Source organism: Pedobacter sp. W3I1 (genome assembly GCF_030816015.1).
GTDB lineage: Bacteria > Bacteroidota > Bacteroidia > Sphingobacteriales > Sphingobacteriaceae > Pedobacter.
This window is the reverse complement of the sequence record NZ_JAUSXN010000001.1, coordinates 1126467-1152275: the sequence shown is the minus strand read 5'-3', so window position 1 is coordinate 1152275 and position 25809 is coordinate 1126467. Positions and strand designations below refer to the sequence as shown.

Genomic DNA, 25809 nt, shown 5'->3' with positions numbered 1-25809 from the left:
GTTGATGCAGATTTATTGGGCTGCAGGCTTCTGATCCTCTTCATCTACCGGAACCTCAACCGTTGGATCGGTAATGATTTCGGCATTGCCGTCATTATCTTTTTTGGCGAATAAAATTGGGTATAGCAGCCATAGTGCGCCAATAATGACAAGCACGCCTGCCAGCATTTGAAAATAGATGCTTCCTTTTACCTCGTATGCATCTAAAATTTTATAGGTAATAAAAGAAAGCACGCCCGCTATGAGGATGAAAACGGCTTTTTGCAATTTTAAGAGCTTAATCATGGGTTCTTTCTTTTTAGTGTTACAATATGGATTAAAACAAAAATTAGCCCGATTAGTTCGAGCAAGCCACAGAAATAAAAAGCATAAAGTACAAAATCCCGGTCTGACGGATTTATTACCGCAACAATTGGCAAGGCAATTACGGCAACAATCATCAGTGTAAGCCCGATATTAAATAATTTCACATTAAAAGTATTTACATCAAAACTACCAAAATTCAGTCAATTCTGTTAACTTTGCAACCTTAATTTTTTGAGGTACTTGATTGATGTATAGCGAATTTAAACAATTGGAACTTGCCAAAATAGGGCAAGAAATACTGGATTTTTGGAAAAAGGAAAATATTTTTGAAAAAAGTATTTCTTCCCGCCCGAAATCTAATCCGTTTACTTTTTACGAAGGACCACCGTCTGCTAATGGCATGCCGGGAATCCACCACGTAATGGCGCGTGCAATTAAGGATATTTTTTGCCGCTATAAAACTATCAAGGGCTATCAGGTTAAACGAAAAGCGGGTTGGGATACACATGGTTTACCTGTTGAGCTTGGAACTGAAAAGGAATTAGGGATTACTAAAGAAGATATAGGTAAAACTATTTCTATTGAAGACTATAACGAAGCTTGTAAAAAAACAGTAATGCGTTACACTGATGTGTGGAACGACCTGACTGAAAAAATGGGCTATTGGGTAGATATGGATGATCCATACATTACCTATAAGTCGAAATACATGGAATCGGTGTGGTGGCTTTTGAAGCAGATTTACGATAAAGGATTAATCTATAAAGGTTATACTATCCAACCATATTCTCCAAAAGCCGGAACAGGATTGAGTTCGCATGAGGTAAATCAGCCTGGAGCTTACCGGGATGTTACTGACACCACAATTGTTGCGCAGTTTAAAGCATTAGCCAATACGTTACCAAGCTTCTTACAGGGATTTGATGATATTTATTTATTGGCATGGACAACCACCCCATGGACTTTACCATCGAACACTGCTTTAACAGTTGGACCAAAAATCGACTATGTTTTACTTCACACAGTAAATCAATATACTAATTTACCAGTAAGTATTGTTTTAGCATATAATTTGATTTTTAAGCAAGCTCCAATAGCTGTTGAAAAAACGGTTATTGAGAATTTTCTTGGTGGCACTTATGTTGACCAAAAAGGTAACATGGGCTATGATGGTATATCAAAAGATAAAGAATCTTTAATTGAGGTAAAAAGAAGTATTAATTTTCCAGCAGTAAAAAAATTAATCGATTCCACAAAAAAACAAGGCTTATTAAAAGCTATTATAGTTTCTGATAACCTATTGGATGAACTGTTAATTGCAAACTATGCTTCCGACAATGGTGTTAAATTAGAATTCAAACCTTTAAAACAATTGTTTGAAAGTCGAAACCATATTTTTAAAGGCACTGAGTTGGTTGGAATAAGATATGAACAACTTTTAACTTACGCATTACCATACCAAAATCCTGAAAATGCCTTCAGGGTAATTTCAGGAGATTTCGTCACTACTGAAGATGGTACCGGTATTGTTCATACCGCCCCTACTTTTGGTGCCGATGATGCTAAAGTTGCCAAAGAAGCTATTCCTGAAATACCGCCAATGTTGGTTTTGGATGATAATGACATTCCTGTTCCGCTTGTAGATTTACAGGGTAGATTTACCAAACATGTTGGCCCTTTTGCAGGCAAATATGTAAAGAACGAATATTACAATGCAGGCGAAGCACCTGAAAAATCGGTCGATGTAGAAATCGCTATTCTATTAAAAGAAGAAAATAAAGCTTTTAAAGTAGAAAAATATGTTCACAGTTACCCACACAGCTGGAGAACTGATGAGCCACTTTTATATTATCCTTTAGATTCGTGGTTTATTAAAGTTACAGATGTTAAAGACAGAATGTTCGACCTTAATGAAACCATTAACTGGAAACCAAAATCAACTGGAGAGGGTCGTTTTGGAAACTGGCTAAAAAACGCTAATGACTGGAATTTATCACGTTCGAGATATTGGGGAATTCCTTTACCCATCTGGAGAACTGAAGATAAAAAAGAAGAAGTGTTAATTGGCTCTGTAGAGGAACTGTATCATGCCATTGAAAAATCTATAACAGCTGGTTTCCAGAAAGAAAATCCTTTTAAAGGATTCGAAATCGGAAACATGTCTGAAGAGAACTATGACTTGATCGACTTACATAAAAATGTAGTCGATAAGATTGTTTTAGTATCTCCATCAGGTAAACCAATGAGCCGCGAAAGTGATTTAATTGATGTTTGGTTTGACTCTGGCGCCATGCCTTATGCGCAATGGCACTACCCTTTTGAAAACAAAGAAACAATTGATGGAAATGAAGATTTCCCTGCAGATTTTATTGCCGAAGGTGTAGACCAAACCCGCGGCTGGTTTTATACCCTGCATGCGATTTCTACATTAGTTTTTGATAAAGTAGCGTACAAAAATGTGGTTTCGAATGGACTGGTACTCGACAAAAACGGACAAAAAATGTCTAAACGTTTAGGCAATGCCGCCGATCCGTTCCAAACCATTAACGAATATGGTGCTGATGCAACGCGTTGGTACATGATTTCTAATGCAAATCCCTGGGATAACCTAAAATTTGACATTGATGGAATTGCTGAAGTGCGCCGTAAATTCTTCGGAACGCTTTACAATACTTATGCTTTCTTTGCCTTATATGCCAATATCGATAAATTCGAGATCGACAAAAATAATTTAAGCAAAGTTGAAGACAGAACAGAATTAGACCGTTGGATTTTATCGTTATTGCAAACCCTAATCAACGAAGTTGATGAAAGTTACAACACGTACGAGCCAACAAAAGCAACCCGTGCTATTCAGGCTTTTGTTGATGAGCATTTGAGTAACTGGTACATCAGGTTAAGTCGTCGCCGTTTTTGGAAGGGCGAAATGACCGATGATAAACGCGCTGCTTACGAAACATTATATACTTGTTTAGAAACTCTAGCACAGTTGATGAGTCCGGTAGCACCTTTCTTTGCCGATTGGTTGTATAAAAACTTAACCATTAACGATCCAAAAGCAGAACAATCTGTTCACTTAACGTTGTGGAATGAGGCTGACCAAAGCTTAATTGATACTGATTTAAATGAGCGGATGGTTTATGCTCAGGATATTTCATCGATGGTTTTATCGCTGCGCAAAAAATCGGGCATTAATGTTCGCCAGCCGCTAGAGAAAATATTAATCCCATCATTAAATGGCGATTTCGAACAAAAAATATCGAAAGTAGCTGATTATATCCTTTCAGAAACGAATGTGAAACATATCGAATTCATTACCGATACGCATGGCATCGTGAAGAAAAAGCTTAAACCTAATTTCAAATCTTTAGGCAAAAAAGTGGGTAAAGATATGAGTCTGGTTAAACAGGCTTTAGAAAATTCCAATCAGGATGATATCCGACGTCTAGAAAATGATGGCTTCATCATCGTAGTTGGAAGTAATGGTGAAGAATTTACCATCAATTTAAATGACGATGTAGAAGTTTTCGCCGAAGATATCCCAGGATGGCAGGTTACAAATTTAGGAAGCTTAACCGTTGCTTTGGATGTTACCATTTCAGAAGAACTGAAACAAGAAGGTATCTCGCGTGAGCTGGTGAACCGTATCCAAAATTTACGAAAAGAATTAAACTTTGAAGTGACCGATAGGATTAAAGTTTCATTACAAAATGATAACTTGGTAGCCAATGCAGTTGCAAAAAACAAGGATTACATTTGCGCGGAAATATTGGCCGATGAATTTGAATTAACAGATACTGTAAATAATGCAAACAAAATCGTTATCGATGATGTTGAGTTAAGCATTTCAGTAAATAAAATATAAATCCATATATTAGAAAATTAGAAAAAGAACATGGAAAACAGCAATAAAACACGTTACTCAGACAGTGAATTACAAGAATTTAAAGAACTAATTCAAGATAAATTACGCAGTTCTAAAGAAGAACTTAACTCGTTAACAACTTCTTTAAGCAATCCGAATGCAAACGGAACCGAAGATACTTCAGGTGCATACAAAACACTCGAAGATGGTTCTGCAACAATGGAAAAAGAGCAGATCAATCAATTGGCTGCCCGTCAGAAAAAATTTATTGATAACCTGGAGAATGCTTTGGTGCGTATCGAGAACAAAACTTATGGTATTTGCCGCGAAACAGGCAAGTTAATTCCAAAAGAACGTTTACGCGCTGTACCTCATGCAACTTTAAGCATGGAAGCTAAATTAAAGCAGAGTTAATGAAAGGCTATACCAAACCTTTAATTGTTATCTTTTTAGTTTTACTGGCCGATCAGCTGGTTAAAACCTGGGTTAAAACGCACATGTACCTTGGTCAGGAGTTCCATATTATTGGAAAATGGTTTATTATCCATTTTACCGAAAATAATGGGATGGCTTTTGGGATGGAGTTTGGTGGTGAATTTGGCAAATTAGCCTTATCACTTTTTCGTATTGCCGCTGTTGCAGGAATTGGTTATGGCTTACATTACCTCATTAAACATAAATATCATCGTGGTTTAATCTTAAATGTTGCACTGATTTTTTCTGGCGCATTAGGAAACATTATTGATTCTGTATTTTACGGAAAGATTTATGGTTACGAAAGCTGGTTTCACGGTCGTGTGGTAGATATGTTCTACTTCCCAATTGCAGAAGGTCACTTCCCTAGCTGGGTTCCAATTTGGGGAGGCGAAGAGTTTGTTTTCTTCAGACCTGTTTTTAACCTTGCAGATGCAGCCATTTCAGTTGGGGTGATACTTATCCTGATTTTCCAGAAAAACTACTTTAAAGAAGATGTAAAGGACGAGGTGAGCATCAACAGTGAGATTGTAGAAGATTAATAAAGTAAATCGTCTTGCTGAACTTGTTTCAGCATCTATCTAGGAAGACCCTGAAATAAATTCAGGGTGACGAAAATACAAAAACAGCCCATTTCTTAGCTGAGGTGGGCTTTTTATTTAACATGGACCGTCATTGCGAGAAGGCTTCTCCAGCCGACGAAGCAATCTTTATTGCAGGACTCACAAATGCCGACAGTAATAAGGTTTTAGAAAGCAGGTACAGAAGCCCTATTAAAGTCTGTTCCCGCTATCCTTTCTGCCAATGAGGCCGCTGCTTTAGCTCCGTTTCATCATAAAAAAATTAAGACAGAATTAAAACGCATTGGCATTCATACTATCGGGTTTAGTAACTTGGGGTATTGCAAGAAACAAAAAAGCAAATTGCCTACTCGTCATCCTGAATTTATTTCAGGATCTTTTCTGGTTTAGTAAATTTGGAAAGTATAAAAAACAAAAGCCCAGAACCACAGCTCCGTGGTCGGTGGCTCACCGACCTTAACTTACTTTAAAGCAACAATGATCAACTTCCTCGACATATCTTACCTCCATTCTGGTAATGAAAAACAGATAAAAGCTTATCATGTCTTAACCGATAATAAGGTTTTAGAAAAACTTTCTCCCTATCATCCAATTTTAGTGGGCACCATTCCAATTAATATCGATATCGAAAACAGCGATCTGGATATTATTTGCGAAGTTTCTGATAATAATAAATTTATCGACAAATTAGATGCATTGTTTGGATCTGAAAAAGACTTCACCATTTCTGAAAGCACAGAATTCAATGCGATTAAAGCCACATTTTTGATGGGTGGGTTTGAGATAGAGCTGTTCGGACAAAATATTCCCACCACACAACAAAATGCTTATCGGCACATGCTTGTGGAATACAAAATACTTTTAGGAAAGGGAGAAAAATTTAGACAGGACATCATTGATCTCAAAAACCAAGGTTATAAAACGGAGCCAGCTTTCGCTAGGCTATTAGGTTTGAATGGCAATCCTTACGAGGAATTGCTGAAATTGGAGTCTTAGCGGGACGCTAAGGCCAGATCAGTTAAATAAGGCGGTTCGTCATTCCCAGAGGTCAGTTTTAGAAAAAAAACAAAGGAGTCTGATGACAGGTAAGATAAATCGTCATCTCGACCGCAGTGGAGAGATCTTTTAACATAGCCAAAGATCTCTCCACTCCGCATTTGCTTCGGTCGAGATGACGCCAATTTTGAATCTGTCATTGGTAACTTGATTGGGGGTTCTTAAAATTTATTGCATTAAGATTCCCGCCTACGCGAGAATGACGACCGACATATAATTGCCCTGTCTCATCTGAAATTCGTATTTCATCATCTCATACTTAAAATATTATATTTGGAATACAAAAACCAAATATCATGAAACTTTACTATACCTTTTTACTGCTATTTATCATTAGCAGCTCAACATTTGCTCAAAAAAGCCTTTTTAACGGAAAAAACCTAAATGGCTGGCACGTAGATGTACCCGCAATGGATAAAAAGCCCGATACCATTAATCCATTTATTGTCCGCAATGGGATGCTGGTAAGTTTAGGTACGCCGGGTGGGCATTTAATAACTGATAAAATTTATAAAAATTACCAGTTAACAGTACAATACCGCTTTGCAGGCAAACCTGGTAATTGTGGTGTTTTAGTCCACGCATCAACGCCAAGGGCTTTGTATGGTATGTTTCCAAAATCTTTAGAAGTTCAGATACAGCATAAAGATGCAGGTGATTTTTGGTGTATTGAAGAAGACATCACGGTACCCGATATGCTTTCCAGACGTGGGCCTAAAGAAAACTGGGGAGTAAATGGAGATAAACTGCGTAGGATTAAAAATTTAACAGACGACAGTGAGAAACCGCTTGGCGAATGGAATACTATGGTTATTCAATGTTTAAATGACGAAGTTAAAGTTTGGGTAAATGGTACACTGGTAAACTACGGCACAAATTGTACAGCAAGTAGCGGGCAAATTGCTTTACAAGCCGAAGGCAGTGAAGTAGAATTTAAACAATTAGATTTAAAACCAATTAAAGCGTTGTCTAAATAGCTTTATCTCTATTAATTTTACTACTTAGGCGAACGTAATCGTCATTTCGAGCGGAGTGCAGCGAAGTTGAGAACCACGAAGTGCTCAGTGAATAAATCTATCTAGATAGATCTCTCCATTCCACTACGTTCCAGTCGAGATGACGATACTTGTATATAAATCTCAATCGTTAGCCGTGATTTATTAACGTAACTGTTAAAGTAGATTGCAAATCTAAAGAACAATGGGAGTGGCGTCACCCTGAATTCATTTCAGGGTCTATTTTGATTAGAAAGATGCTAATCCCGAAGATCCGGACAGCATGACGAAAGCTCGGTATTAATTTCATTTTTTAGGTATAAAAAAGAAGTCAAGTTTTAAAAAACTTGACTTCTTTATAAACAGTATGAAGTCCCGATTTTATCGGGATTAGGGGTCTATATACCTAATAATAATCTAGCCGGATCTTCTAACAATTGTTTCACACGAACCAGGAAACCAACAGACTCACGTCCATCGATAATTCTGTGATCGTAAGATAAAGCCACGTACATCATCGGGCGGATGACCACCTCACCTTTTTCAGCTACCGGGCGCTCAACAATGTTGTGCATACCTAAAATAGCCGATTGTGGCGCATTAATAATTGGAGTAGACATCATTGAACCAAATACACCACCGTTGGTGATGGTAAATGTTCCACCAGTCATCTCTTCGATGGTTAATTTGCTATCACGTGCTTTTAAAGCCAATTCTAAAACCGATTTTTCAATCTGAGCTAAAGTCATGCTTTCTGCGTTACGGATTACCGGAACTACCAAACCTTTTGGAGCAGAAACCGCGATTGAAATATCAGCGAAATCGTTATAAACCAATTCTTCACCTTCAATACGACCGTTAACCGCAGGAAAATCTTTTAAAGCTTCGGTAACTGCTTTAGTGAAAAAGCTCATGAAACCTAAACCAACACCATATTTTTCTTTAAACTGATCTTTATATTTACCGCGTAAATCCATAATTGGCTTCATGTTAACCTCGTTAAAAGTAGTCAACATTGCGGTTTCATTTTTCACAGCAACTAAACGTTTTGCAACCGTTCTACGCAGTGGAGACATTTTCTCACGACGCTCGCCACGGCTACCTGCAGGAGCAGCAGCAACAACTGGTGCACTAGCTTTAGGTGCTTCTGGTTTTTTACCAGCCTCTGCCTTAACAGCATCATCTTTTGTAATACGGCCATCCACACCAGTACCTTTTACCGCACTAGCTTCAATTCCTTTTTCTGCAAGAATTTTACCAGCAGCAGGTGATGGAGTTCCGGTTGCGTAAGAGTCTTTAGAAGCTGTTGAATCTGGAGTCTTTGGGGCCTCAGCTACCGCAGCTGGAGCTTGTGCATCAGACTTAGGACTTTCAACTTCTGACTTTGGATTAGCAGCTGCACCACCATCTTCAATTTTACAAACTACTGCACCAATGGCAAGGGTATCGCCTTCGGCTGCTATGATTTTTAAAGTTCCAGCTTGTTCTGCAGTTAATTCGAATGTTGCTTTATCCGATTCTAATTCGGCAATCACTTCATCCATTTCAACAACATCGCCATCGTTTTTTATCCAACGTGATAAAACAACTTCGGTTATCGACTCACCAACAGGTGGAACTTTTATCTCTAAACTCATTTTTGTAATGTTATGTTTTTTATTGTTAATGTTGTAAAGTTGAAATATTCAGGATGTTAGCCCTATACTTTCAGTCTTCCAATCTTCTATATTTTTATTGTTAAATGTTGTAAAGTTGGAATGTTCAGGGAGCTTAAGCCCTACAACATAAGCCTTAAACCTATCTTTAAATTATCAAACGCTATGCGCCAAACGCATGGCCCTATGCTCTTAATCGATCTGAACTAATTTTTTTGTTGCTTTTTTGGCGATATCCTTTACATCTTCCGTTACCGGAATCTCTAAAGCTTTTGCTAAAATATAAGCCTGTTGGTTAGCATGTTGTTTTGCAAAACCTGTTGCAGTACTGCTACTCTCTCTTCTCGAAATTACATCAATACCTTTTAACGCTGTTTTGTACAACCTGCGGAACAAATATGGCCATGCACCCATGTTTTCTGGTTCTTCCTGTACCCAGAAAACTTCTTTAGCATTTTTATATTTCTTCTGGATGGCTTCCATCTGATCAACCGGAGTTGGGTACAACTGCTCTACACGAACCAGGGCGACATGTTTCAATTTATCAGCCTGTTGTTTCTCCAATAACTCATAGTAAATTTTACCGCTACAGAAAACAATACGCGTTACATCAGCAACTTTAACATTTACATCGTCAATTACTTCTTTAAAACCACCTTCAGTAAATTCTTCTAATTTAGAAACACAAGCCGGGTGGCGCAATAAACTTTTAGGTGTAAATACCACTAAAGGTTTACGGAAATCGCGTTTAAACTGACGGCGTAAAACGTGGAAGAAGTTTGCAGGAGTTGTACAGTTGGTTACCTGCATGTTATAATCGGCGCAAAGCTCCATAAAACGCTCAATACGTGCTGATGAGTGCTCTGGTCCCTGACCTTCGTAACCGTGAGGCAATAACATAACCAACCCGTTTTCGCGCTGCCATTTGGTTTCGGCACTTGCAATATATTGATCGACAACAATTTGTGCTCCGTTGAAGAAATCGCCAAATTGTGCTTCCCAGATGGTTAATGCATTTGGATTTGCCATAGCATAACCATATTCAAAACCTAAAACGCCATATTCTGATAAGTGCGAATTGTAAATATCGAAAGCAGCCTGTTGATCTGAAATGTTTGCCAACGGTACATATTCTTCCTCACTATCCTCAAGGGTTAACACCGCATGACGGTGAGAGAATGTTCCTCTTTCTACATCCTGACCGCTTAAACGAACGCGTTTACCTTCTGATAATAAAGTACCATAAGCCAGTTGTTCGCCCATTGCCCAGTCGAAAACATTGGTTTCGTTAACCATTTTGCTGCGTTCGGCAAAGAGTTTTTCGATTTTTTTGAAGAACTTTTTATTTGATGGCAATGCCGTAATGCGCTTACCAATTTCCAATAAGGTAGATTTTTTAACCGCGGTAACAGGTGAAGACTCGAAATCTTTAGGTGTAGCCATACGCAAATCTGCCCATGCACCACCAAATTTAACTTCGGCATTACCGGCAACAAACTCTTTAGCTTCATTTAAACGTTCCTGCAAAATACCACGGAAATCTTTTTCCATTTCTTTTGCTAAACCAGCTTCTAACTTACCTTCTTTGGTTAACTGATCGATATAAATTTCCCTTGGATTAGGGTGTTTTTCGATTGTTTTGTATAATAATGGCTGCGTGAATTTAGGTTCATCAGACTCATTATGACCGAAACGACGGTAGCAAAGGATATCAATAAAAACATCGTTTTTATATTTCTGACGGTATTCCATTGCCAGATTAATTGCGTAAACCAAAGCCTCAGGATCATCACCATTTACGTGGAAAACCGGAGATAAGGTTACTTTAGCAATATCGGTACAATAGGTACTGGTACGGGCATCTTTATAATTGGTGGTAAAACCAATCTGGTTATTAATCACTAAGTGGATTGTTCCACCAGTTTTATAACCTTCAAGGCCTGCCATCTGAATCACTTCGTAAACAATACCTTGTCCGGCAACTGATGCATCACCATGAATCAAAATTGGCGCTAAACGACTGTTATCGCCACCATATTTGAAATCAATTTTCGAGCGGCTCATTCCTTCTACTACCCCATCAACCGTTTCTAAGTGTGATGGGTTAGGGCATAAACTTAAGTGAACACTTTTGCCAGAAACCGTAGTAACATCTGTAGAATAACCTAAGTGGTATTTTACATCGCCACCAAAAGGGGTATCCGGGTTGTAGCTTTTACCTTCAAACTCAGCAAAAATATCTTTATAGGTTTTTTGCATGATATTGGCCAATACGTTCAAACGACCGCGGTGTGCCATACCAATTACAAATTCTTCAATTCCAAGTTCAGCACCTTTTTCGATTACCGAATCTAAAGCCGGAATTAAAGCTTCTGCACCTTCTAATGAGAAACGTTTTTGGCCCAGGAATTTAGTGCCTAAGAAATTCTCGAAACTTACCGCTTCGTTTAATTTCCGGAGAATCCGTTTTTTCTCATCAATAGAGAAATTAGGGGTATTACGTGCACTCTCCATTTTTTGCTGAATCCAGTTCAACACTTCAGGTGTACGTAAAAATTTATATTCTGCACCGATTGAGTGTGCGTATGTTTGTTTTAAAAAGGCTACAATATCTTTCAATTTTGCGGCACCAATACCAATCTCGACACCAGAGTTGAAAACGGTTTCTAAATCGGCATCCGATAATCCAAAATTTGCAAGATCTAATGTTGGCAAATGTTTACGTCTTTCGCGTACCGGATTGGTGTGCGTAAACAGGTGACCACGGCTTCGATAGCCATCGATCAGGTTTAAAACATTAACCTCTTTTAAAAATTGTTCAGGCGTTCCTGCGGTTACCGTAGGGGCTTCCGATCCTCTTCCAAAATCGAAACCTTCGAAAAATTTTTGCCAACCAAATTCAACCGATTCAGGATCTTGTTGATACGACTGATATAAAGACTCTATATATTCGGCGTTTGCGCCATTAAGATAAGATAATTTATCCATTATTAACTGTTTACTATAAGCATTACAAAATTAGAATTTTACCTTATATAAATGGCAAAAATCTCGATTAAAATAAGAATTATTGAAAGACTAAATTATTGAATGAAAGAATGATAAAACTACGACCTGTATTAATCAATAAAATTTCAAATTCAATCATTCAAAACCTACTCAATCATTCTATCATTTAATTATTCAATCACTACAATTACGATGCCCAAGTTAAGGAGTAATTGCCTTTTGGATCGAGGTTTTTGATATTTTTATCGAGGTCGAAAACACTTTTCGATTTCTGATCGTTACCTACACCGGCTACATTAGCCCAGTTACCCCAATTACTTGCCGGGTTGTAATCGATTAATTTTTCTTCAAAATATGCTGCGCCAAAAATCCAGCTTACTTCTAAATTATTGATCAGATATAGAGCTGCAGTTTGCCTGGCAATATTCGAGATGAACCCGGTTTGATTTAATTCTGTCATCACCGCATCTACCACAGCAAAACCTGTCTGCGCATTCTTCCATTTACTAAAATTATCCTGCTCATTCACAATATCAATAAGTCCCTGGCTACCAAACCCATTCGGACTAAAAAATGTATTACCGTATTTTTTAAACATGAAACGGAAATAATCTCGCCAAAGCAATCCTAACAAAATGTGATTAAACATGGCTTTGGTATTGGGCACACCTTCCATCTTTTTAATTTCCCAGTATACTTTCCGTGGCGATAAACTGCCTATGGCCAGCCAGGCCGATAGTTTTGAAGCCAAAATTAAATTCTTGGTTGTTGCAGCCTGCTGCATGGCCACAATCACCTTTTGGAGATGTGCCAAACCTTCAGCCTCGCCACCTACAAATTCAAAATCAGCACGCTGGTCTTTTCGTTGTGGCAAAAGATTAAGGTCTTTTAATGAAGATAATGTTCCCCAATCAATTACTTCGGCTACATTAATCCGATCGGGTGCCGAAAAACAGGGTTTGATAATCGAATCGCGTTCAATCTTCTTTTTAAACTGGTTAAAAGCATCAGGAATATCCTTAATGGGAAAAGGCAAATCTTCCTTATTGTATAGGGTGTGACCGATAAAATGTTTCAGGTTGATGCGTGATTTCCAAAGTGCATTTTCTACCAAAGTTGAAACATGCGTCTCTTCTCTTGCCACTTCGCGGTGATGGTAAACTTCGGTAATCTCATATTCCTGAGCGAGCTGAGGGATAATTTCTTCGGGATTACCTTCTGCGATAAGCAAGTTACCACCAATCTGTTTTAAAGAATTGCGTAAACCTAAAACACTTTCTAAAATAAACTGTGCTCTAATATTACCTGTTTTTAACGTACCGTATTTGGTTTCGCCAAAAGAACGATGATCGAGAATGTAAACAGGCAAAATCGAATCAGATTTAGCAATTGCCTCGACCAGCATTTCGTTATCATGCAAGCGAAGATCATTTCTAAACCAGACTAAAATTTTTTTGGACATGTTTTATTGAAAAGGGTGTAAGAACGCGATTACAAATTTATCTTATTTTTCTTCTTCATCCAACCCCTAAATAATTCTTTACAAACAGGTAACAAAAGAATTAGAACTGTATTAATATCGTTTTAAATGAAGCTATAAAAACCCTTTTGTATCTTTGGTGTTTAAAAAAGATGGCAAAGAAAATTCTGATTACCGGGGCTACGGGACTTGTGGGTACTGAGCTGAAAAAGCATTTGCTAAGCAAGGATTACGAGGTAAATACACTTTCGCGAAAGAAAGACAATAATCCGAATAATTTTGTGTGGGATGTTTACAAAGGAGCTATTGATGCCGATTGTTTGAATGGTGTAGATGCCATTATCCATTTAGCGGGAGAACCGGTTGCAGATAAAAAATGGACCAAAGAACGCAAAAAGCAGATTATCGATAGCCGCGTAAAATCAACAGCATTACTCTTTAAAACCATTAAATCTAAACCGGACCATCAGCTAAAATCATTCATTTCTGCTTCGGCAGTTGGTTTTTATGGTGATTGTGGCGATGAAATTTTAACAGAAGAAAGTCCAAACGGTTACGGATTTTTAGCCGAATGCTGTAAACTTTGGGAAGATGCCGTAGACCAGGGCAAAAAACTAAGCCTCCGGATTGTAAAACTCCGTACCGGAATCGTTTTAAGTAATCATGGAGGGGCTTTACCACAACTCGATAAACCGGTAAAGTTATTCACTGGAGCTGCTTTAGGTACAGGCAAACAATGGACGCCCTGGCTGCACATTGATGATATGGTGAAAATGTACATCGAGGCTCTTGAAAATTTAAAAATGGAAAATTGTTACAATGCTTGTGCGCCTTTTCCGGTCACCAATAAAGCGTTAACCAAAGCTATTGCCAAGCAACTGCATCGTCCTGTTTGGCCGATCAAAGTACCCAAAAAAGCATTGGAATTGTTATTGGGGGAACGTGTTGAAGCGGTTTTAATGAGCAATAATACTTCAGCACAAAAAATTCTTGATGCGGGATTCAAATTTAAATTCACACATTTGGAGGATGCTTTGAAGGACCTTTATAAATAGGCTTAATCGGTTAACAGTTAAATCGGTTAATCAACGCCAAACGCCTAGCTCCAAACGCTTAATCATAAAATCATCTAAATTCTATTAACAGCTTATTTTATACATGAATTCTGTATCCATTTTCTGGTTTCGCCGCGATTTACGTTTAGACGATAATGCAGCTTTGTATTACGCCCTTAAAGGTGACTATCCCGTTCTTCCTATTTTCATTTTTGATCAGCATATATTAGATAAACTTCCAAAAGACGATGCACGCGTAACTTTTATTCATCAAACCATTGAGGATTTAAAGAATGAACTTCAGCAACATGGATCAGATTTGTTGGTAAAGTATGGCAGGCCCGAAAAAATATGGCCAGAAATTTTAAAGGAACATGATGTTAAGGGAGTATATACCAATCATGATTATGAACCTTATGCACGCGAACGTGATGATAACATGGCCGAATTTTTAACCAGTGAGAAAATCGCTTTCAGAACATATAAGGATCAGGTTATATTTGAAAAGAACGAAATTTTAAAAGCCGACAAAACACCCTACACTGTTTTTACGCCTTTCTACAAACAATGGCATGCCAAACTGAACGATTTTTATGTGAAGGCTTACCCCTCTGAAAAATACTTCAAAAATTTATTGCAAAGCAAAGATCTGCCTTATCCAACTTTAAAAGAAATGGGCTTTGAAAAGAGTAAGCTGGATTTTCCGGAAATTAGTTATAAAAACAAACTCGATGATTATGCAAAAGAAAGGGATTTCCCCGCGCTTGATGGCACTACACATATCGGACTGCATTTACGTTTTGGAACATTAAGCATCAGAAAAGCTGTAAAGGATGCATTGGAAGCAAAATCGGATGTCTGGCTTTCTGAACTGGCATGGCGGGAGTTTTATATGACCATCCTTTGGCACTTCCCCTACTCGGCTTCAGATTCGTTTAAAAAACAATACGATAAAATTAAATGGCGCAATAACGAAGATGAATTTAAGGCGTGGTGCGAGGGCAATACTGGTTACCCGATTGTTGATGCAGGCATGAGGCAGCTTAACCAAACCGGCTGGATGCACAACCGCGTGCGCATGATTGTGGGCAGTTTTTTAACCAAACACTTACTGATAGACTGGCGCTGGGGAGAAGCCTATTTTGCAGAAAAGTTATTGGATTACGAAATGTCAAGCAATGTGGGAGGCTGGCAATGGGCCGCAGGATCGGGGAATGATGCCGCACCATACTTCAGGGTTTTTAATCCTGAACTTCAAACTAAAAAATTCGACCCTAAGTTCGAATATATCAAAAAATGGGTACCCGAATTTGGGACAAAAAAATATGCCCAACCAATAGTTGAGCATACCTTTGCAAGGGAAAGAGTTTTAAAAGTTTTTAAAGAAGCTTTATCTAATTCGTAACCTTTACAATTTCTATATCAAAATCTAAAGGAGATACTCCATTAGCTAAATCAGCAGGGATAATTAAACGAAGCTTTCCACCAGCGGTTACTTTTCCTGGTAATATTAACTGCCAGCCCTTATATAAATTACTCAAAACATCGGTAAAAGTTCCGTCGGTATTGCTTTGCAAAACTGTTCCATCTAAATAACGAACAGTGTAGTTTGCAACAATTGTAGAGTTCACATTAATTACATCCGTTCCGGTTCCAGGGGTGGTAATGCTATAACGCGCTCTGGAAGGATCTTTAATCAGTGTTAAATTATTATTGGTAACGAATTTATTGATCTCAAATTCATCTATTTCATGTCTTTTCGATTCAGCATAAATACCCAAATCAACAAGGATATTTTCATTTGATCCAATATTTAAAAAACTTACGCCGTTCCTGCCAAAAGCCATGCTAGAAGGCATAATTAAAGTTGCTTTGCCACCTCTTTTTAATTTGGTTAACACTTCTCTAATTGGCGTAAATACATACGATACGCTATTAATGGTAAATCGATCTGTATAACCCAAAAAGGTACCTGGAATCATTAAATCAGATGTTTGATTTAGCACCTGTCCAGACAAGGTTTTAAAAGTATAAGAATAATAAACCGAATCTGAGTTTTTAACAACATCACCAGTACCAGGTGTAGTAACTTTATAATAATAGCCTTTTGTATCCTTATCAAAGCTAAGGTTATTCTTTTTAAGGTACGCCTGGATAGCCGCATCATCTACAGTTTCAATAGACTCATATTCTTTTTTACATGAGCTGAAGATTGTAGTAGCCAGTAAAAGTGCGAATAGGCTAAGTTTAGTAAATTTGTTCATTTATTATTGTACGTCTGTAAGTGTTATAGTAAAATCGAGTATTGAATTTGCAGGAACCAAAGATGATGGTGATTGTGTTCCATAAGCGTAATAAGAAGGTATTATTAATCTAATCTTACCACCTTTTTGTATTTTTTGAATCCCAATTTGCCATCCTACAATAACATTTCCAAGTAAAAACGATATTGGGGTTCCTTTGGTACTATCGAAAATTGTTCCGTTTAATAACTTCCCTTCATAATCAGAAGTGATTTTTGTAGATGCCGTATAAACTACACTTCCTGCCCCAGGCGCTAAGATCTGATAAAATATACCACTGGCATCTTTTGTAGCCTGTATATTATTCGTCTTAACAAAAGCGCTTATTGCAGCAGTATCGGCCTTAAACTGTGGTGTAGGATCGTAATCATCAACCGGTTCATTTTTCTTACAGGCTGCTAAGCACCCTACAAGGCAGATCATGAGTATAAAATATTTAAACTTAACCATCATCCGCAAAAATAAGCTTTTAATACGGATGCTACAATTTTTAACCTATTTTAACAATTTTAAGGAGCTTAAAGTTAAAAGCAAAAAGACCAAAAAAGCATTTTCGAAAATTGATAACACAAATTTCTGTTGAATTTAGCATTTCACTTTTAGTCTTTGCTCTTATTGTGTATTAGACAACTGTATCGTAAAATCTAATACCGAGTTACCAGGAATAGGACCTACCGCATCACTTCCGTAACCCAAACCCGGCGGAACAATTAATCTGATTTCTCCGCCTTTTTGTATTTTAGGGATACCGATTCTCCAACCTGATACGAGCTCGGCAAGGTTAAAAGTCTGCTCTTTACCTCCACCATTATCAAATACATTCCCGTTTAATAACCTGCCTTCATATTTAATGGTTATTTTGGTATTATTTGGATAAGTGAATGAGCCCGAGCCAGGTTTAATCACCTGATAATACAAACCAGAGTCATCTTTAACTGCATTAATATTATGTTTTTTGATAAAATCTGTAATTTGTTTTTCAGCATCTTCATCTTTTTTGCAAGATGAAATAACAGCTACACATAAAAGAAGTATCGTAAGAAATCTAAATTTAAACATGCGCGAAAATAGGACTTTAATAGCAAAACCCTAAAAACTAAGCTAATTTTTCAAATGTGATGAAGCGCAAAGCAAGGCTTTCATCGGTTACAACAGTCCTGCTCATATCTTTACCTTTATAATAAAAATAATCAAAAGAGGGAGAAAAACTTGTAGTCCCGCTAGACACGAGAATTCATCGATGTCGATGTAAAAGGATAACCCTCCCTTTTTTATTTCTTAAAGTTTGAACAGTACCTATTGACCATTTCGCTGTATTTGGATCATCTATATCATGAGCAAAAACTAAGAGAGATTATTGATTATTCTATCTAAATAATAAAGGTATGATGAACTTAAAGTATTCCATCGGAATTGATGTATCAAAAAAAGATTTTCATTGCTGTTTGTCGGTCATAGACAGTAGCCAGAAAGTAACTGTAAAATCCAGCCGTAAGTTATCTAACAGCCCTGGCGGTTTTAAAGAGTTTTTGGCATGGATCAAACAGCACCAGAAAGAAGAGCTGCCCCTGCGCATCGTAATGGAAGCCACTGGCGTGTACCATGAACAACTTGCATGGTTTCTGCATTCCAAAGGCTTAGTGTTAAGTATTTTATTGCCAAACAAAGCTAAGAAGTACTTACAGGCAGACGGAGCAAACTCTAAAAATGACAGTATAGATGCCCGCGGCCTTGCTAAGATTGGTGCAGAAAAGAACCTGGAACCTTGGACACCAGGAAGTGAGAAATTGTATGAACTCAGACACTATACCCGTCAGCATCAAAACCTAAAAGAGACCATCAATGTTATCGGTAACCAGCTTGAGGCACTGACCCATGCCCAGTTCCAAAGCAGGGAAGTTATAAAGCAGCTGAACAAAACGATAAAACTGCTTGAGCAACAAGTAGCAGAAATGGAAAAGGCAATGGGAAAGCTTGTTAAAACAGACAAGGTCTTAAATCTTCACTATGAAAACATTACGGCAATAAAAGGAATTAACCTGTTATCTTTTTGCGTAATCGTAGCTGAAACTAATGGCTTTACATTGTTTAAAAATTCGGCATCCTTGGTAAAATACTCAGGTTACGATGTGATAGAAAACCAATCGGGCAAACATATAGGAAAAACAAAAATATCAAAAAAGGGGAATTCCCGGATCAGAAGAATTCTGTTTATGCCAGCATTTTGTGCGGTAAGGGATGACCAGCCGCAATTTAAAAGTCTTTATGAAAGAGTTGTTGAGCGAACAGGATTTAAAATGAAGGGCTATGTTGCCGTGCAAAAGAAACTATTGGTAATGATGTACCATCTTTGGAAAAATGAGCAGAGATACAATCCTCAATTCAATTATTTAGAAAAAATAATAGCTCCAGAAAAATCCAGAGCTACACATGATAAAATTCCAGATGGAAGTTTTCACTAAAACAAAGGTAAAGTTATTGTGCTGTTTTACAAATGGAAGGCATTTAAGTTAATGCTTCTCAGAAGCTAAATTTTTATCAACTTTTATTTGCTTTTAAAGACAGTACCTTTACACTATATCTTTTTCCACTTCTGTCATGCTGAGGCACGAAGCATCTGTTTCATCGGTTTCAGATGCTTCGTGCCTCAGCATGACAGCATATTATGGATTCTGCAAGAAAAAGGATAACGTTTCAATCAGGGCTAATATTCAGGGTTTGTGGTACTGTTAACCCGAATCTCCGAAGCCTAATTCAAAAAAAGGTTTAAAGCTTAAGGTATACACCCAAGCCTTAAACCCTCTGCCTTTCAGCCTTTTACCTTAAAAAATATATTTATTCGCCTCAATAAGCTGTTGTGCGACTCTTTGGCGGGCATCTTTAACATTAAACGGCTCCACTTTTGTAAAGCGGCGCAAACCAACCAACATCATACGTTGCTCATCGCCTTCGGCGAAAGCCCAAAGTGCTTCCTTACCTGCTTTGGCAATACCATCTACCGCTTCTACCAAATAGATTCTTAATAGATCTAATTGACCCGCAATTGCTTCCTCGCCGCGGGTACTTGCTAATTTTTCTGTCCTCAGTAAAGCCGATTCAAGTACATAAACATAACTGGCCATATCGGCAATGTTCATTAAAATTTCCTGCTCTTTACTTAAAGTCATCATCAACTTTTGAACCGCAGCACCAGCTACCATTAAAGTTGCTTTTTTCAAATTCGAGAGCACTTTTTTCTCTGCAGCAAATAAGGTGGTATCTTCTTCGCCAAAATCAGGGATGCTCATCAATTCAGCTGCAACTGCTGTAGCTGGTGTCATTAAATCCAATTCACCTTTCATGGCGCGTTTCAGCATCATATCAACCGTTAACAAGCGGTTAATTTCGTTTGTACCTTCAAAAATCCGGTTGATACGTGCATCACGATAAGCCCTATCCATTGGTGCATCGGCACTAAAGCCCATTCCACCATAAATCTGTACACCTTCATCTACGGTATAATCTAATGCCTCTGAGCCCCATACTTTTAAAATGGCACACTCTACCGCAAATTGCTCAACAGATTTCAGCCTTGCTTTTCCAGATTCCATTCCACCAGCAACCAGTTGATCGTAAGTATCATCAATATTCTGTCCGGCACGATAGTTCGCCGAATCAACAGCATAAAGTTTAGCGGCAATTTCTGCAATTTTAAAACGAATAGCACCGTATTTAGAAATTGGGCGACCAAATTGAATCCGTTCGTTTGAATAATTAATCGCTGTATTTAAAGTTGCTTTTGAAGCCCCAATGGCTGCCGCCGATAATTTGATACGGCCAATATTTAAAATGTTAACCGCGATTTTGAACCCGTTTTCTCTATCGCTCAACATATTCTCAACTGGCACCAGACAGTCGTTAAAGAAAACCTGACGGGTTGAAGAGCCTTTAATACCCATTTTATGCTCTTCGGGATTCATGGTGATGCCGCCGAAATTTTTCTCCACAATAAATGCAGTTAAATTTTTATCATCATCAATTTTCGCGAAGACAATAAAAATATCGGCAAAACCGCCATTGGTAATCCACATTTTCTGTCCTGTGATGATATAATGTTTACCATCTTCGCTTAACTTGGCCTTGGTTTTACCAGAGTTTGCATCTGAACCCGAGTTTGGCTCGGTTAAGCAATAAGCAGCCTTCCATTCGCCTGAGCCTAATTTTGGGATATATTTTGCTTTTTGCGCTTCATTACCATAATACAAAATCGGTAATGTACCAATTCCGGTATGTGCAGAAAGTGCAACAGCAAAAGAGTGTCCGGCACCTACCACATCTGCAACCAACATGGAAGTATTAAAGTTTTTGCCAAAACCTCCATATTCTTCAGGTACAGAAACGCCTAAAATACCCAGTTCGCCAGCCTTGGTTAACAGCGTTGGCATGAGCTCAGGATCTTCCTGTTTGTCAATTTTATCTAAATTGGGATAAACCTCAGCCGCCAAAAAATCGCGACAAGTTTGCGCAATCATTTGCTGCTCTTCATCAAATTCTTCAGGGATAAATACTTCCTGATAAGTGGTATCCTTAATTAAGAATTCACCGCCTTTAATTGTCTTTTTTTCAGTTGTTTCCATTGTTTTAGTATCTAGTAGCGAGTATCAAGTATCGAGACTAAGCTCAAACTGAAGATCGCCATTGTTTCTTTGTTAATATTAAGTATTAAGTATCGAGACGCGCTCAAACCGGAATCGCCATTGTCTCTCATTATGAAATTCAATCTTGATACTCAAATCAAATTAATCTTCTCTCAAGTGCATAAATCATTTTTTGAACTTCAGTAACTTTTTCGGTCAATCTCGTGGCAAGAATGTTATCCAATAATCCAAGCTGATTCGAAATAATTAGCTGCGTTTCCAGTTCGAAAGCTGAACCCTGACTAATAGTCAAAAAATACTTGAACTGGCCACTACTTCCTCTTCCAGAGCCTTCTGCAATATTTGAGGGGATTGAAACCGAACATCTTTTCATTTGCGAAATAAGCCCGAACCTTTCATCACTTGGCAAAAACGATGTTGCTTTGTAAACTTCAACGGCGAGTTCTATAGATTTCTGCCAAACCTTTAATTCTTTAAAATTATGCATATGTTTTAGTATTAAATTATGAATACAAATATGTTTGGGATGATTTTATAAACTGGCATACACCTATTATTCAATCTCGATACCTGATACTCATATCTTGATACTATATTCCTACAACAACTCAAAAATCCCCGCTGCACCTTGTCCGGTTCCTACGCACATGGTTACCATTCCATACTTTTTATTTTGTCTTTTTAATTCGTTCATGATCTGTACGGTAAGTTTTGCGCCGGTACAACCCAGCGGATGCCCTAATGCAATTGCACCACCGTTTACATTAATTATATCAGGATTTAAATCCAATGTTCTGATCACGGCTAGCGATTGTGAGGCAAAAGCTTCATTCAGTTCGATTAAATCAATATCTTCTTTTTTCAATCCAGCTTGTTTTAACGCTTTTGGAATGGCCTCAATTGGCCCGATACCCATAATGCGTGGCGGAACACCTGCAATACCATAACTTACCAACCTGGCAATAGGTTCTGCATTGAGTTCTTTCATTTTCTTTTCAGACACCACCAAAACAAAAGCTGCTCCATCAGATGTTTGCGATGAATTACCTGCGGTTACACTCCCAACCGCATCGAATACGGGTTTCAGTTTTGCCAGTTTATCTAAAGTCGTATCTGCTCGTGGACCTTCATCGGTATCTACCACGTAAGAACGTGTTTTCTTTTTAAGGTTGGCATCGAGGTAATTTTCGTTTACTGTGATTGGCAGAATACCATCTTTTAAATGACCGTTTTTAATCGCGTGAATAGCTTTCTCATGAGATTTTAATGAAAAGGCATCCTGATCTTCACGGCTCACATTATATTCTTTAGCTACAGCTTCAGCGGTTAAACCCATGCCCCAATACCAGTCTGGATTGTTTTTTGCAACTTCTGCATTAGGTACAAGCTTCCAACCTCCAAAAGGCATTCCACTCATAACTTCTACACCACCTGCAATAATACAATCGGCCATGCCTGCTTTAATTTTAGCAACTGCTGTGGCAATAGTATCTAAACCCGATGCACAATAGCGATTCACTGTTACACCCGGAACTTTATCGGTATTCAAACCCATCAGCGAAATCATGCGGCCAATATTTAAGCCTTGCTCTGCCTCGGGTGTAGCGTTACCTACTATTACATCATCAATCTGTTCGTTATCTAAATTCGGAACCGATGCCACTAAAGCCCTAATTACTTCTGCGGCTAAATCATCAGCTCTTGTAAAACGGAATACGCCACGGGGTGCTTTACCCACTGCTGTACGATATCCGGCTATAATATATGCTTCCATTGTTTTAGTATCTTGTAGCCAGAATCAAGTATCAAGACCTAATCCTGGCATTGTTTTATTTGTTATTAATGTAAGTAAACCTTTATTCGACATTCGTATCTTGATACTTGATACTCAAATCTAATGTCTCCTATCTCACATCTAGTTTCTCAACGGTTTCCCCTTCGTAATAATTGATTGAATCCGCTCTAACGATTTTCTTTCACCCGCAAGTGATAAAAATGCTTCTCTTTCCAGATCCAGTAAATATTGCTCTGTTACTTCTGTTGGAGCCGATAAATCGCCGCCACACATAACATAACCTAATTTTTCAGAGATTTTTTTATCGTGTTCGGAAATGAAATGTCCGGCATACATACTATTTGCACCTGCGTAAACAATTCCTAATCCCTGCTTTCCTAATACTTTAATATCGTTCCGTTGCACTGGTTTCGTATAACCTGCATCTGCCAGTTCTATTGCTTTGGCTTTTGCATCGGCCAATAAACGGTTCCGGTTCATCGAGATCGAGAATTTATCCTTTTGCAGATAACCCAGTTCGTAAGCCTCATAACCTGAAGTCGAAACTTTTGCCATTCCAATGGTTAAGAAACGATCTTTCAAAGCATTTTGCACAATCTGATCATCTTTATACTCATCAGAAGCGCGCAAAGCAAATTCTTTTGTGCCGCCTCCCCCAGGGATAACCCCTACACCAAACTCAACCAAACCCATATAGGTTTCAGCAGAAAGCTGAACGTGATCGGCATGCAAACTGAACTCGCAGCCACCGCCCAGGGTTAAATTATGTGGGGCAACCACCACCGGAATAGAAGAATAACGGATGCGCATTGAAGTATTCTGGAACATTCTGATCGCTATGTTCAATTCATCCCATTCCTGCTCTACCGCCATCATAAAAATCATCCCCACGTTTGCACCGGCAGAAAAATTTGCACCATCATTACCGATCACCAAACCACGGTAATCTTTTTCGGCCATATCAATCGCTTTGTTAATTCCTGATATCACATCGCCCCCGATGGTATTCATTTTGGTGTGAAATTCTACATTCAGAATGCCATCGCCCAGATCGATAATGGAAACACCTGAGTTTTTCCACAGCGTTTTATTTTCGCGAAGGTTATCTAAAATGATAAACTCATCTGTTCCTGGTAAGGCTTTATAACTTTTAGAAGGAATATCGTAATATTTTTTAACGCCGTTTTCTACTTTATAGAACGAAGTATTTCCGGCATCGAGCATTTCGTGCACCCAAGCCGCTGCTTTATTGCCATATTGCTCCATTCCTTCGATGGCTTCTTTAATACCTACGGCATCCCAAAGTTCGAACGGACCAAGTTCCCAACCGAAACCTGCCCGCATGGCGTCATCAATCCGGTACAGTTCATCAGAAATTTCTGGAATACGATCTGATACATATTCGAATAAACCAAAAGAAGAATGACGGAACAACTCGCCTGCCTTATCTTTTCCTTTGGCAAAAATCTTCATACGCTCACGAAGATTTTCAACCGGCTTAGTCATTTCTAAGGTAGCCGATTTTACTTTTTGCTGAGGTTTATATTCTAAAGTTTTTAAATCAAGCGCAAGGATTTCAGTTTTACCCTCAGCAGTTTTTGTCTTTTTATAGAAACCTTGCTGGGTTTTATCACCAAGCCATTTGTTCTCTTCCATTTTTTGCACGTATGCAGGAAGTTTGAACAGCTCATGCGCTTTATCATCCGGACAATTGTCATAAAGTCCTTTGGCCACTTTAATCATGGTATCTAAACCAACCACATCCGAAGTACGGAAAGTAGCAGATTTTGGCCTACCCAATGCTGGTCCGGTAAATTTATCAACTTCTTCTACTGTCAAATCCAATTTTTCAACTAAATGTAAAAGTGCCATGATGGAATAAACACCTACACGATTGGCGATAAAAGCTGGCGTATCTTTACATAAAACGGTTGTTTTTCCCAAAAATTTATCACCATAATGCATCAGGAAATCAACAATTTCTGGTTGTGTATGTGGCGTTGGTATAACCTCCAACAATTTCAAATAACGCGGAGGATTGAAAAAGTGTGTTCCACAGAAATGCGATTTAAAATCTTCGCTTCTTCCTTCAGCCATTAAATGAATGGGAATACCAGAAGTATTTGAAGTTATTAAAGTACCTGGCTTACGGAATTGCTCTACCTGTTCGAAAACTTTTTTCTTGATATCAAGATTTTCGACCACTACTTCAATTACCCAATCGTAACCGGCAATTTTCGACATATCATCATCGAAATTCCCAGTCTTAATCTTATTTAATGCTTTTTTGGAATAAACTGGCGATGGGTTTGTTTTTACAGCCGTTTGCAAAGCTGTATTTACAATCCGGTTTTTTACAGCTGGGTTATCCAGTGTTAATCCTTTTGCCTGCTCTTCGGGACTTAGCTCTTTGGGGGCAATATCTAACAACAAAACCTCGACACCAATATTGGCGAAGTGGCATGCAATACGCGATCCCATAATACCCGAACCTAAAACTGCAACTTTATTAATGCTTCGTTTCATTATCTATTTGCTTTTCATTAGTCTGATAGAACCATTTTATGTAGCAACCCTACCAAACAGATTTGATTATTA

General features: G+C 38.2%; 20 protein-coding genes. 8 read left to right on the top strand and 12 right to left on the bottom strand.

All coding sequences use genetic code 11. The features are described from left to right. Nucleotides 1-12: 12 nt before the first annotated feature. Together QF042_RS04985 and QF042_RS04980 are read right to left on the bottom strand one after the other, a co-directional pair. Nucleotides 13-285 (bottom strand): isoleucyl-tRNA synthetase, encoded by a 273-nt coding sequence (locus tag QF042_RS04985; RefSeq protein ID WP_307525949.1) that lies wholly within the window; start codon nucleotides 283-285, stop codon nucleotides 13-15. Then, on the bottom strand, nucleotides 282-470 hold the full coding sequence (locus QF042_RS04980) for a hypothetical protein (RefSeq protein ID WP_131031924.1): 189 nt from the start codon (nucleotides 468-470) through the stop codon (nucleotides 282-284). Before QF042_RS04980 ends, QF042_RS04985 begins: the two co-directional genes overlap by 4 nt. 83 nt (nucleotides 471-553) lie before the next feature. Between QF042_RS04980 and ileS the strand changes: the two genes are divergently transcribed. From ileS to QF042_RS04955, 5 genes are all read left to right on the top strand, one after another. Continuing rightward, nucleotides 554-4171, top strand: a complete 3618-nt coding sequence (ileS, locus tag QF042_RS04975) for an isoleucine--tRNA ligase (RefSeq protein WP_307525946.1) — start codon at nucleotides 554-556, stop codon at nucleotides 4169-4171. Nucleotides 4172-4201: 30 nt separating this feature from the next. Further along, nucleotides 4202-4585, top strand: a complete 384-nt coding sequence (locus QF042_RS04970) for a TraR/DksA C4-type zinc finger protein (RefSeq protein ID WP_109930839.1) — start codon at nucleotides 4202-4204, stop codon at nucleotides 4583-4585. Further along, complete coding sequence (locus QF042_RS04965) at nucleotides 4585-5187, top strand: lipoprotein signal peptidase (protein WP_307525943.1); 603 nt, start codon at nucleotides 4585-4587, stop codon at nucleotides 5185-5187. Before QF042_RS04970 ends, QF042_RS04965 begins: the two co-directional genes overlap by 1 nt. 516 nt (nucleotides 5188-5703) lie before the next feature. Beyond that, entirely contained in the window at nucleotides 5704-6222 is a 519-nt protein-coding gene (locus QF042_RS04960) for a DUF4269 domain-containing protein (protein ID WP_307525941.1), read from the top strand. A 356-nt stretch (nucleotides 6223-6578) separates the two neighbouring features. After that, the gene (locus QF042_RS04955) at nucleotides 6579-7259 is read left to right on the top strand and encodes a DUF1080 domain-containing protein (protein WP_307525939.1); all 681 of its coding nucleotides are present in this window, start codon (nucleotides 6579-6581) and stop codon (nucleotides 7257-7259) included. A 416-nt stretch (nucleotides 7260-7675) separates the two neighbouring features. Here the strand turns inward: QF042_RS04955 and odhB are convergent, their stop codons facing one another. From odhB to QF042_RS04940, 3 genes are all read right to left on the bottom strand, one after another. Beyond that, nucleotides 7676-8914, bottom strand: coding sequence for a 2-oxoglutarate dehydrogenase complex dihydrolipoyllysine-residue succinyltransferase (gene odhB, locus QF042_RS04950; RefSeq protein WP_307525937.1), 1239 nt, complete (start codon nucleotides 8912-8914; stop codon nucleotides 7676-7678). Between the two features lie 210 nt (nucleotides 8915-9124). Beyond that, entirely contained in the window at nucleotides 9125-11920 is a 2796-nt protein-coding gene (locus QF042_RS04945; RefSeq protein WP_307525935.1) for a 2-oxoglutarate dehydrogenase E1 component, read from the bottom strand. A gap of 208 nt (nucleotides 11921-12128) precedes the next feature. After that, nucleotides 12129-13403 (bottom strand): DASH family cryptochrome, encoded by a 1275-nt coding sequence (locus QF042_RS04940; RefSeq protein ID WP_307525933.1) that lies wholly within the window; start codon nucleotides 13401-13403, stop codon nucleotides 12129-12131. A 170-nt stretch (nucleotides 13404-13573) separates the two neighbouring features. On the opposite strand from QF042_RS04940, the gene QF042_RS04935 reads away from it, so the two are divergent. Together QF042_RS04935 and QF042_RS04930 are read left to right on the top strand one after the other, a co-directional pair. Next, entirely contained in the window at nucleotides 13574-14476 is a 903-nt protein-coding gene (locus QF042_RS04935; RefSeq protein WP_307525930.1) for a TIGR01777 family oxidoreductase, read from the top strand. Between the two features lie 103 nt (nucleotides 14477-14579). After that, nucleotides 14580-15881, top strand: a complete 1302-nt coding sequence (locus QF042_RS04930; RefSeq protein ID WP_307525928.1) for a deoxyribodipyrimidine photo-lyase — start codon at nucleotides 14580-14582, stop codon at nucleotides 15879-15881. Here QF042_RS04930 and QF042_RS04925 read toward each other — a convergent pair. The 3 genes from QF042_RS04925 to QF042_RS04915 form a co-directional block, all read right to left on the bottom strand. Continuing rightward, the gene (locus QF042_RS04925) at nucleotides 15871-16740 is read right to left on the bottom strand and encodes an FKBP-type peptidyl-prolyl cis-trans isomerase (protein WP_307525925.1); all 870 of its coding nucleotides are present in this window, start codon (nucleotides 16738-16740) and stop codon (nucleotides 15871-15873) included. The genes QF042_RS04930 and QF042_RS04925 overlap by 11 nt on opposite strands. 3 nt (nucleotides 16741-16743) lie before the next feature. Then, complete coding sequence (locus QF042_RS04920; RefSeq protein WP_307525923.1) at nucleotides 16744-17232, bottom strand: FKBP-type peptidyl-prolyl cis-trans isomerase; 489 nt, start codon at nucleotides 17230-17232, stop codon at nucleotides 16744-16746. 159 nt (nucleotides 17233-17391) lie between these two features. Next, nucleotides 17392-17838, bottom strand: coding sequence for an FKBP-type peptidyl-prolyl cis-trans isomerase (locus tag QF042_RS04915; protein ID WP_307525921.1), 447 nt, complete (start codon nucleotides 17836-17838; stop codon nucleotides 17392-17394). A gap of 326 nt (nucleotides 17839-18164) precedes the next feature. Here QF042_RS04915 and QF042_RS04910 point away from each other — a divergent pair, with 326 nt between their 5' ends. Beyond that, a complete protein-coding gene (locus QF042_RS04910; protein ID WP_307525919.1) occupies nucleotides 18165-19241 on the top strand; it encodes an IS110 family transposase in 1077 nt (358 codons plus the stop codon). A gap of 360 nt (nucleotides 19242-19601) precedes the next feature. On the opposite strand, the gene QF042_RS04905 is transcribed toward QF042_RS04910, so the two are convergent. The 4 genes from QF042_RS04905 to QF042_RS04890 form a co-directional block, all read right to left on the bottom strand. Further along, nucleotides 19602-21395, bottom strand: a complete 1794-nt coding sequence (locus QF042_RS04905) for an acyl-CoA dehydrogenase family protein (RefSeq protein ID WP_307525917.1) — start codon at nucleotides 21393-21395, stop codon at nucleotides 19602-19604. A gap of 157 nt (nucleotides 21396-21552) precedes the next feature. Beyond that, nucleotides 21553-21903 carry a four helix bundle protein gene (locus QF042_RS04900; protein WP_307525915.1) on the bottom strand — a complete coding sequence of 117 codons (351 nt, stop codon included), beginning with the start codon at nucleotides 21901-21903 and terminating at the stop codon, nucleotides 21553-21555. A gap of 111 nt (nucleotides 21904-22014) precedes the next feature. Then, nucleotides 22015-23190, bottom strand: coding sequence for an acetyl-CoA C-acyltransferase (locus QF042_RS04895; RefSeq protein ID WP_307525913.1), 1176 nt, complete (start codon nucleotides 23188-23190; stop codon nucleotides 22015-22017). A gap of 141 nt (nucleotides 23191-23331) precedes the next feature. Next, entirely contained in the window at nucleotides 23332-25737 is a 2406-nt protein-coding gene (locus tag QF042_RS04890; RefSeq protein WP_307525911.1) for a 3-hydroxyacyl-CoA dehydrogenase/enoyl-CoA hydratase family protein, read from the bottom strand. Nucleotides 25738-25809: the final 72 nt, after the last annotated feature.

What these genes read in the sequence shown, in the direction of transcription:
- QF042_RS04970 (WP_109930839.1), top strand. Translation starts at nt 4,202, where the DNA reads ATGGAAAACAGCAATAAAACACGTTACTCAGACAGTGAATTACAAGAA.
- QF042_RS04920 (WP_307525923.1), bottom strand. Translation starts at nt 17,232, where the DNA reads ATGATGGTTAAGTTTAAATATTTTATACTCATGATCTGCCTTGTAGGG.
- QF042_RS04915 (WP_307525921.1), bottom strand. Translation starts at nt 17,838, where the DNA reads ATGTTTAAATTTAGATTTCTTACGATACTTCTTTTATGTGTAGCTGTT.
- QF042_RS04910 (WP_307525919.1), top strand. Translation starts at nt 18,165, where the DNA reads ATGATGAACTTAAAGTATTCCATCGGAATTGATGTATCAAAAAAAGAT.
- QF042_RS04945 (WP_307525935.1), bottom strand. Translation starts at nt 11,920, where the DNA reads ATGGATAAATTATCTTATCTTAATGGCGCAAACGCCGAATATATAGAG.
- QF042_RS04890 (WP_307525911.1), bottom strand. Translation starts at nt 25,737, where the DNA reads ATGAAACGAAGCATTAATAAAGTTGCAGTTTTAGGTTCGGGTATTATG.
- QF042_RS04985 (WP_307525949.1), bottom strand. Translation starts at nt 285, where the DNA reads ATGATTAAGCTCTTAAAATTGCAAAAAGCCGTTTTCATCCTCATAGCG.
- QF042_RS04925 (WP_307525925.1), bottom strand. Translation starts at nt 16,740, where the DNA reads ATGAACAAATTTACTAAACTTAGCCTATTCGCACTTTTACTGGCTACT.
- odhB (WP_307525937.1), bottom strand. Translation starts at nt 8,914, where the DNA reads ATGAGTTTAGAGATAAAAGTTCCACCTGTTGGTGAGTCGATAACCGAA.
- ileS (WP_307525946.1), top strand. Translation starts at nt 554, where the DNA reads ATGTATAGCGAATTTAAACAATTGGAACTTGCCAAAATAGGGCAAGAA.
- QF042_RS04900 (WP_307525915.1), bottom strand. Translation starts at nt 21,903, where the DNA reads ATGCATAATTTTAAAGAATTAAAGGTTTGGCAGAAATCTATAGAACTC.
- QF042_RS04965 (WP_307525943.1), top strand. Translation starts at nt 4,585, where the DNA reads ATGAAAGGCTATACCAAACCTTTAATTGTTATCTTTTTAGTTTTACTG.
- QF042_RS04940 (WP_307525933.1), bottom strand. Translation starts at nt 13,403, where the DNA reads ATGTCCAAAAAAATTTTAGTCTGGTTTAGAAATGATCTTCGCTTGCAT.
- QF042_RS04895 (WP_307525913.1), bottom strand. Translation starts at nt 23,190, where the DNA reads ATGGAAGCATATATTATAGCCGGATATCGTACAGCAGTGGGTAAAGCA.
- QF042_RS04955 (WP_307525939.1), top strand. Translation starts at nt 6,579, where the DNA reads ATGAAACTTTACTATACCTTTTTACTGCTATTTATCATTAGCAGCTCA.
- QF042_RS04935 (WP_307525930.1), top strand. Translation starts at nt 13,574, where the DNA reads ATGGCAAAGAAAATTCTGATTACCGGGGCTACGGGACTTGTGGGTACT.
- QF042_RS04960 (WP_307525941.1), top strand. Translation starts at nt 5,704, where the DNA reads ATGATCAACTTCCTCGACATATCTTACCTCCATTCTGGTAATGAAAAA.
- QF042_RS04930 (WP_307525928.1), top strand. Translation starts at nt 14,580, where the DNA reads ATGAATTCTGTATCCATTTTCTGGTTTCGCCGCGATTTACGTTTAGAC.
- QF042_RS04905 (WP_307525917.1), bottom strand. Translation starts at nt 21,395, where the DNA reads ATGGAAACAACTGAAAAAAAGACAATTAAAGGCGGTGAATTCTTAATT.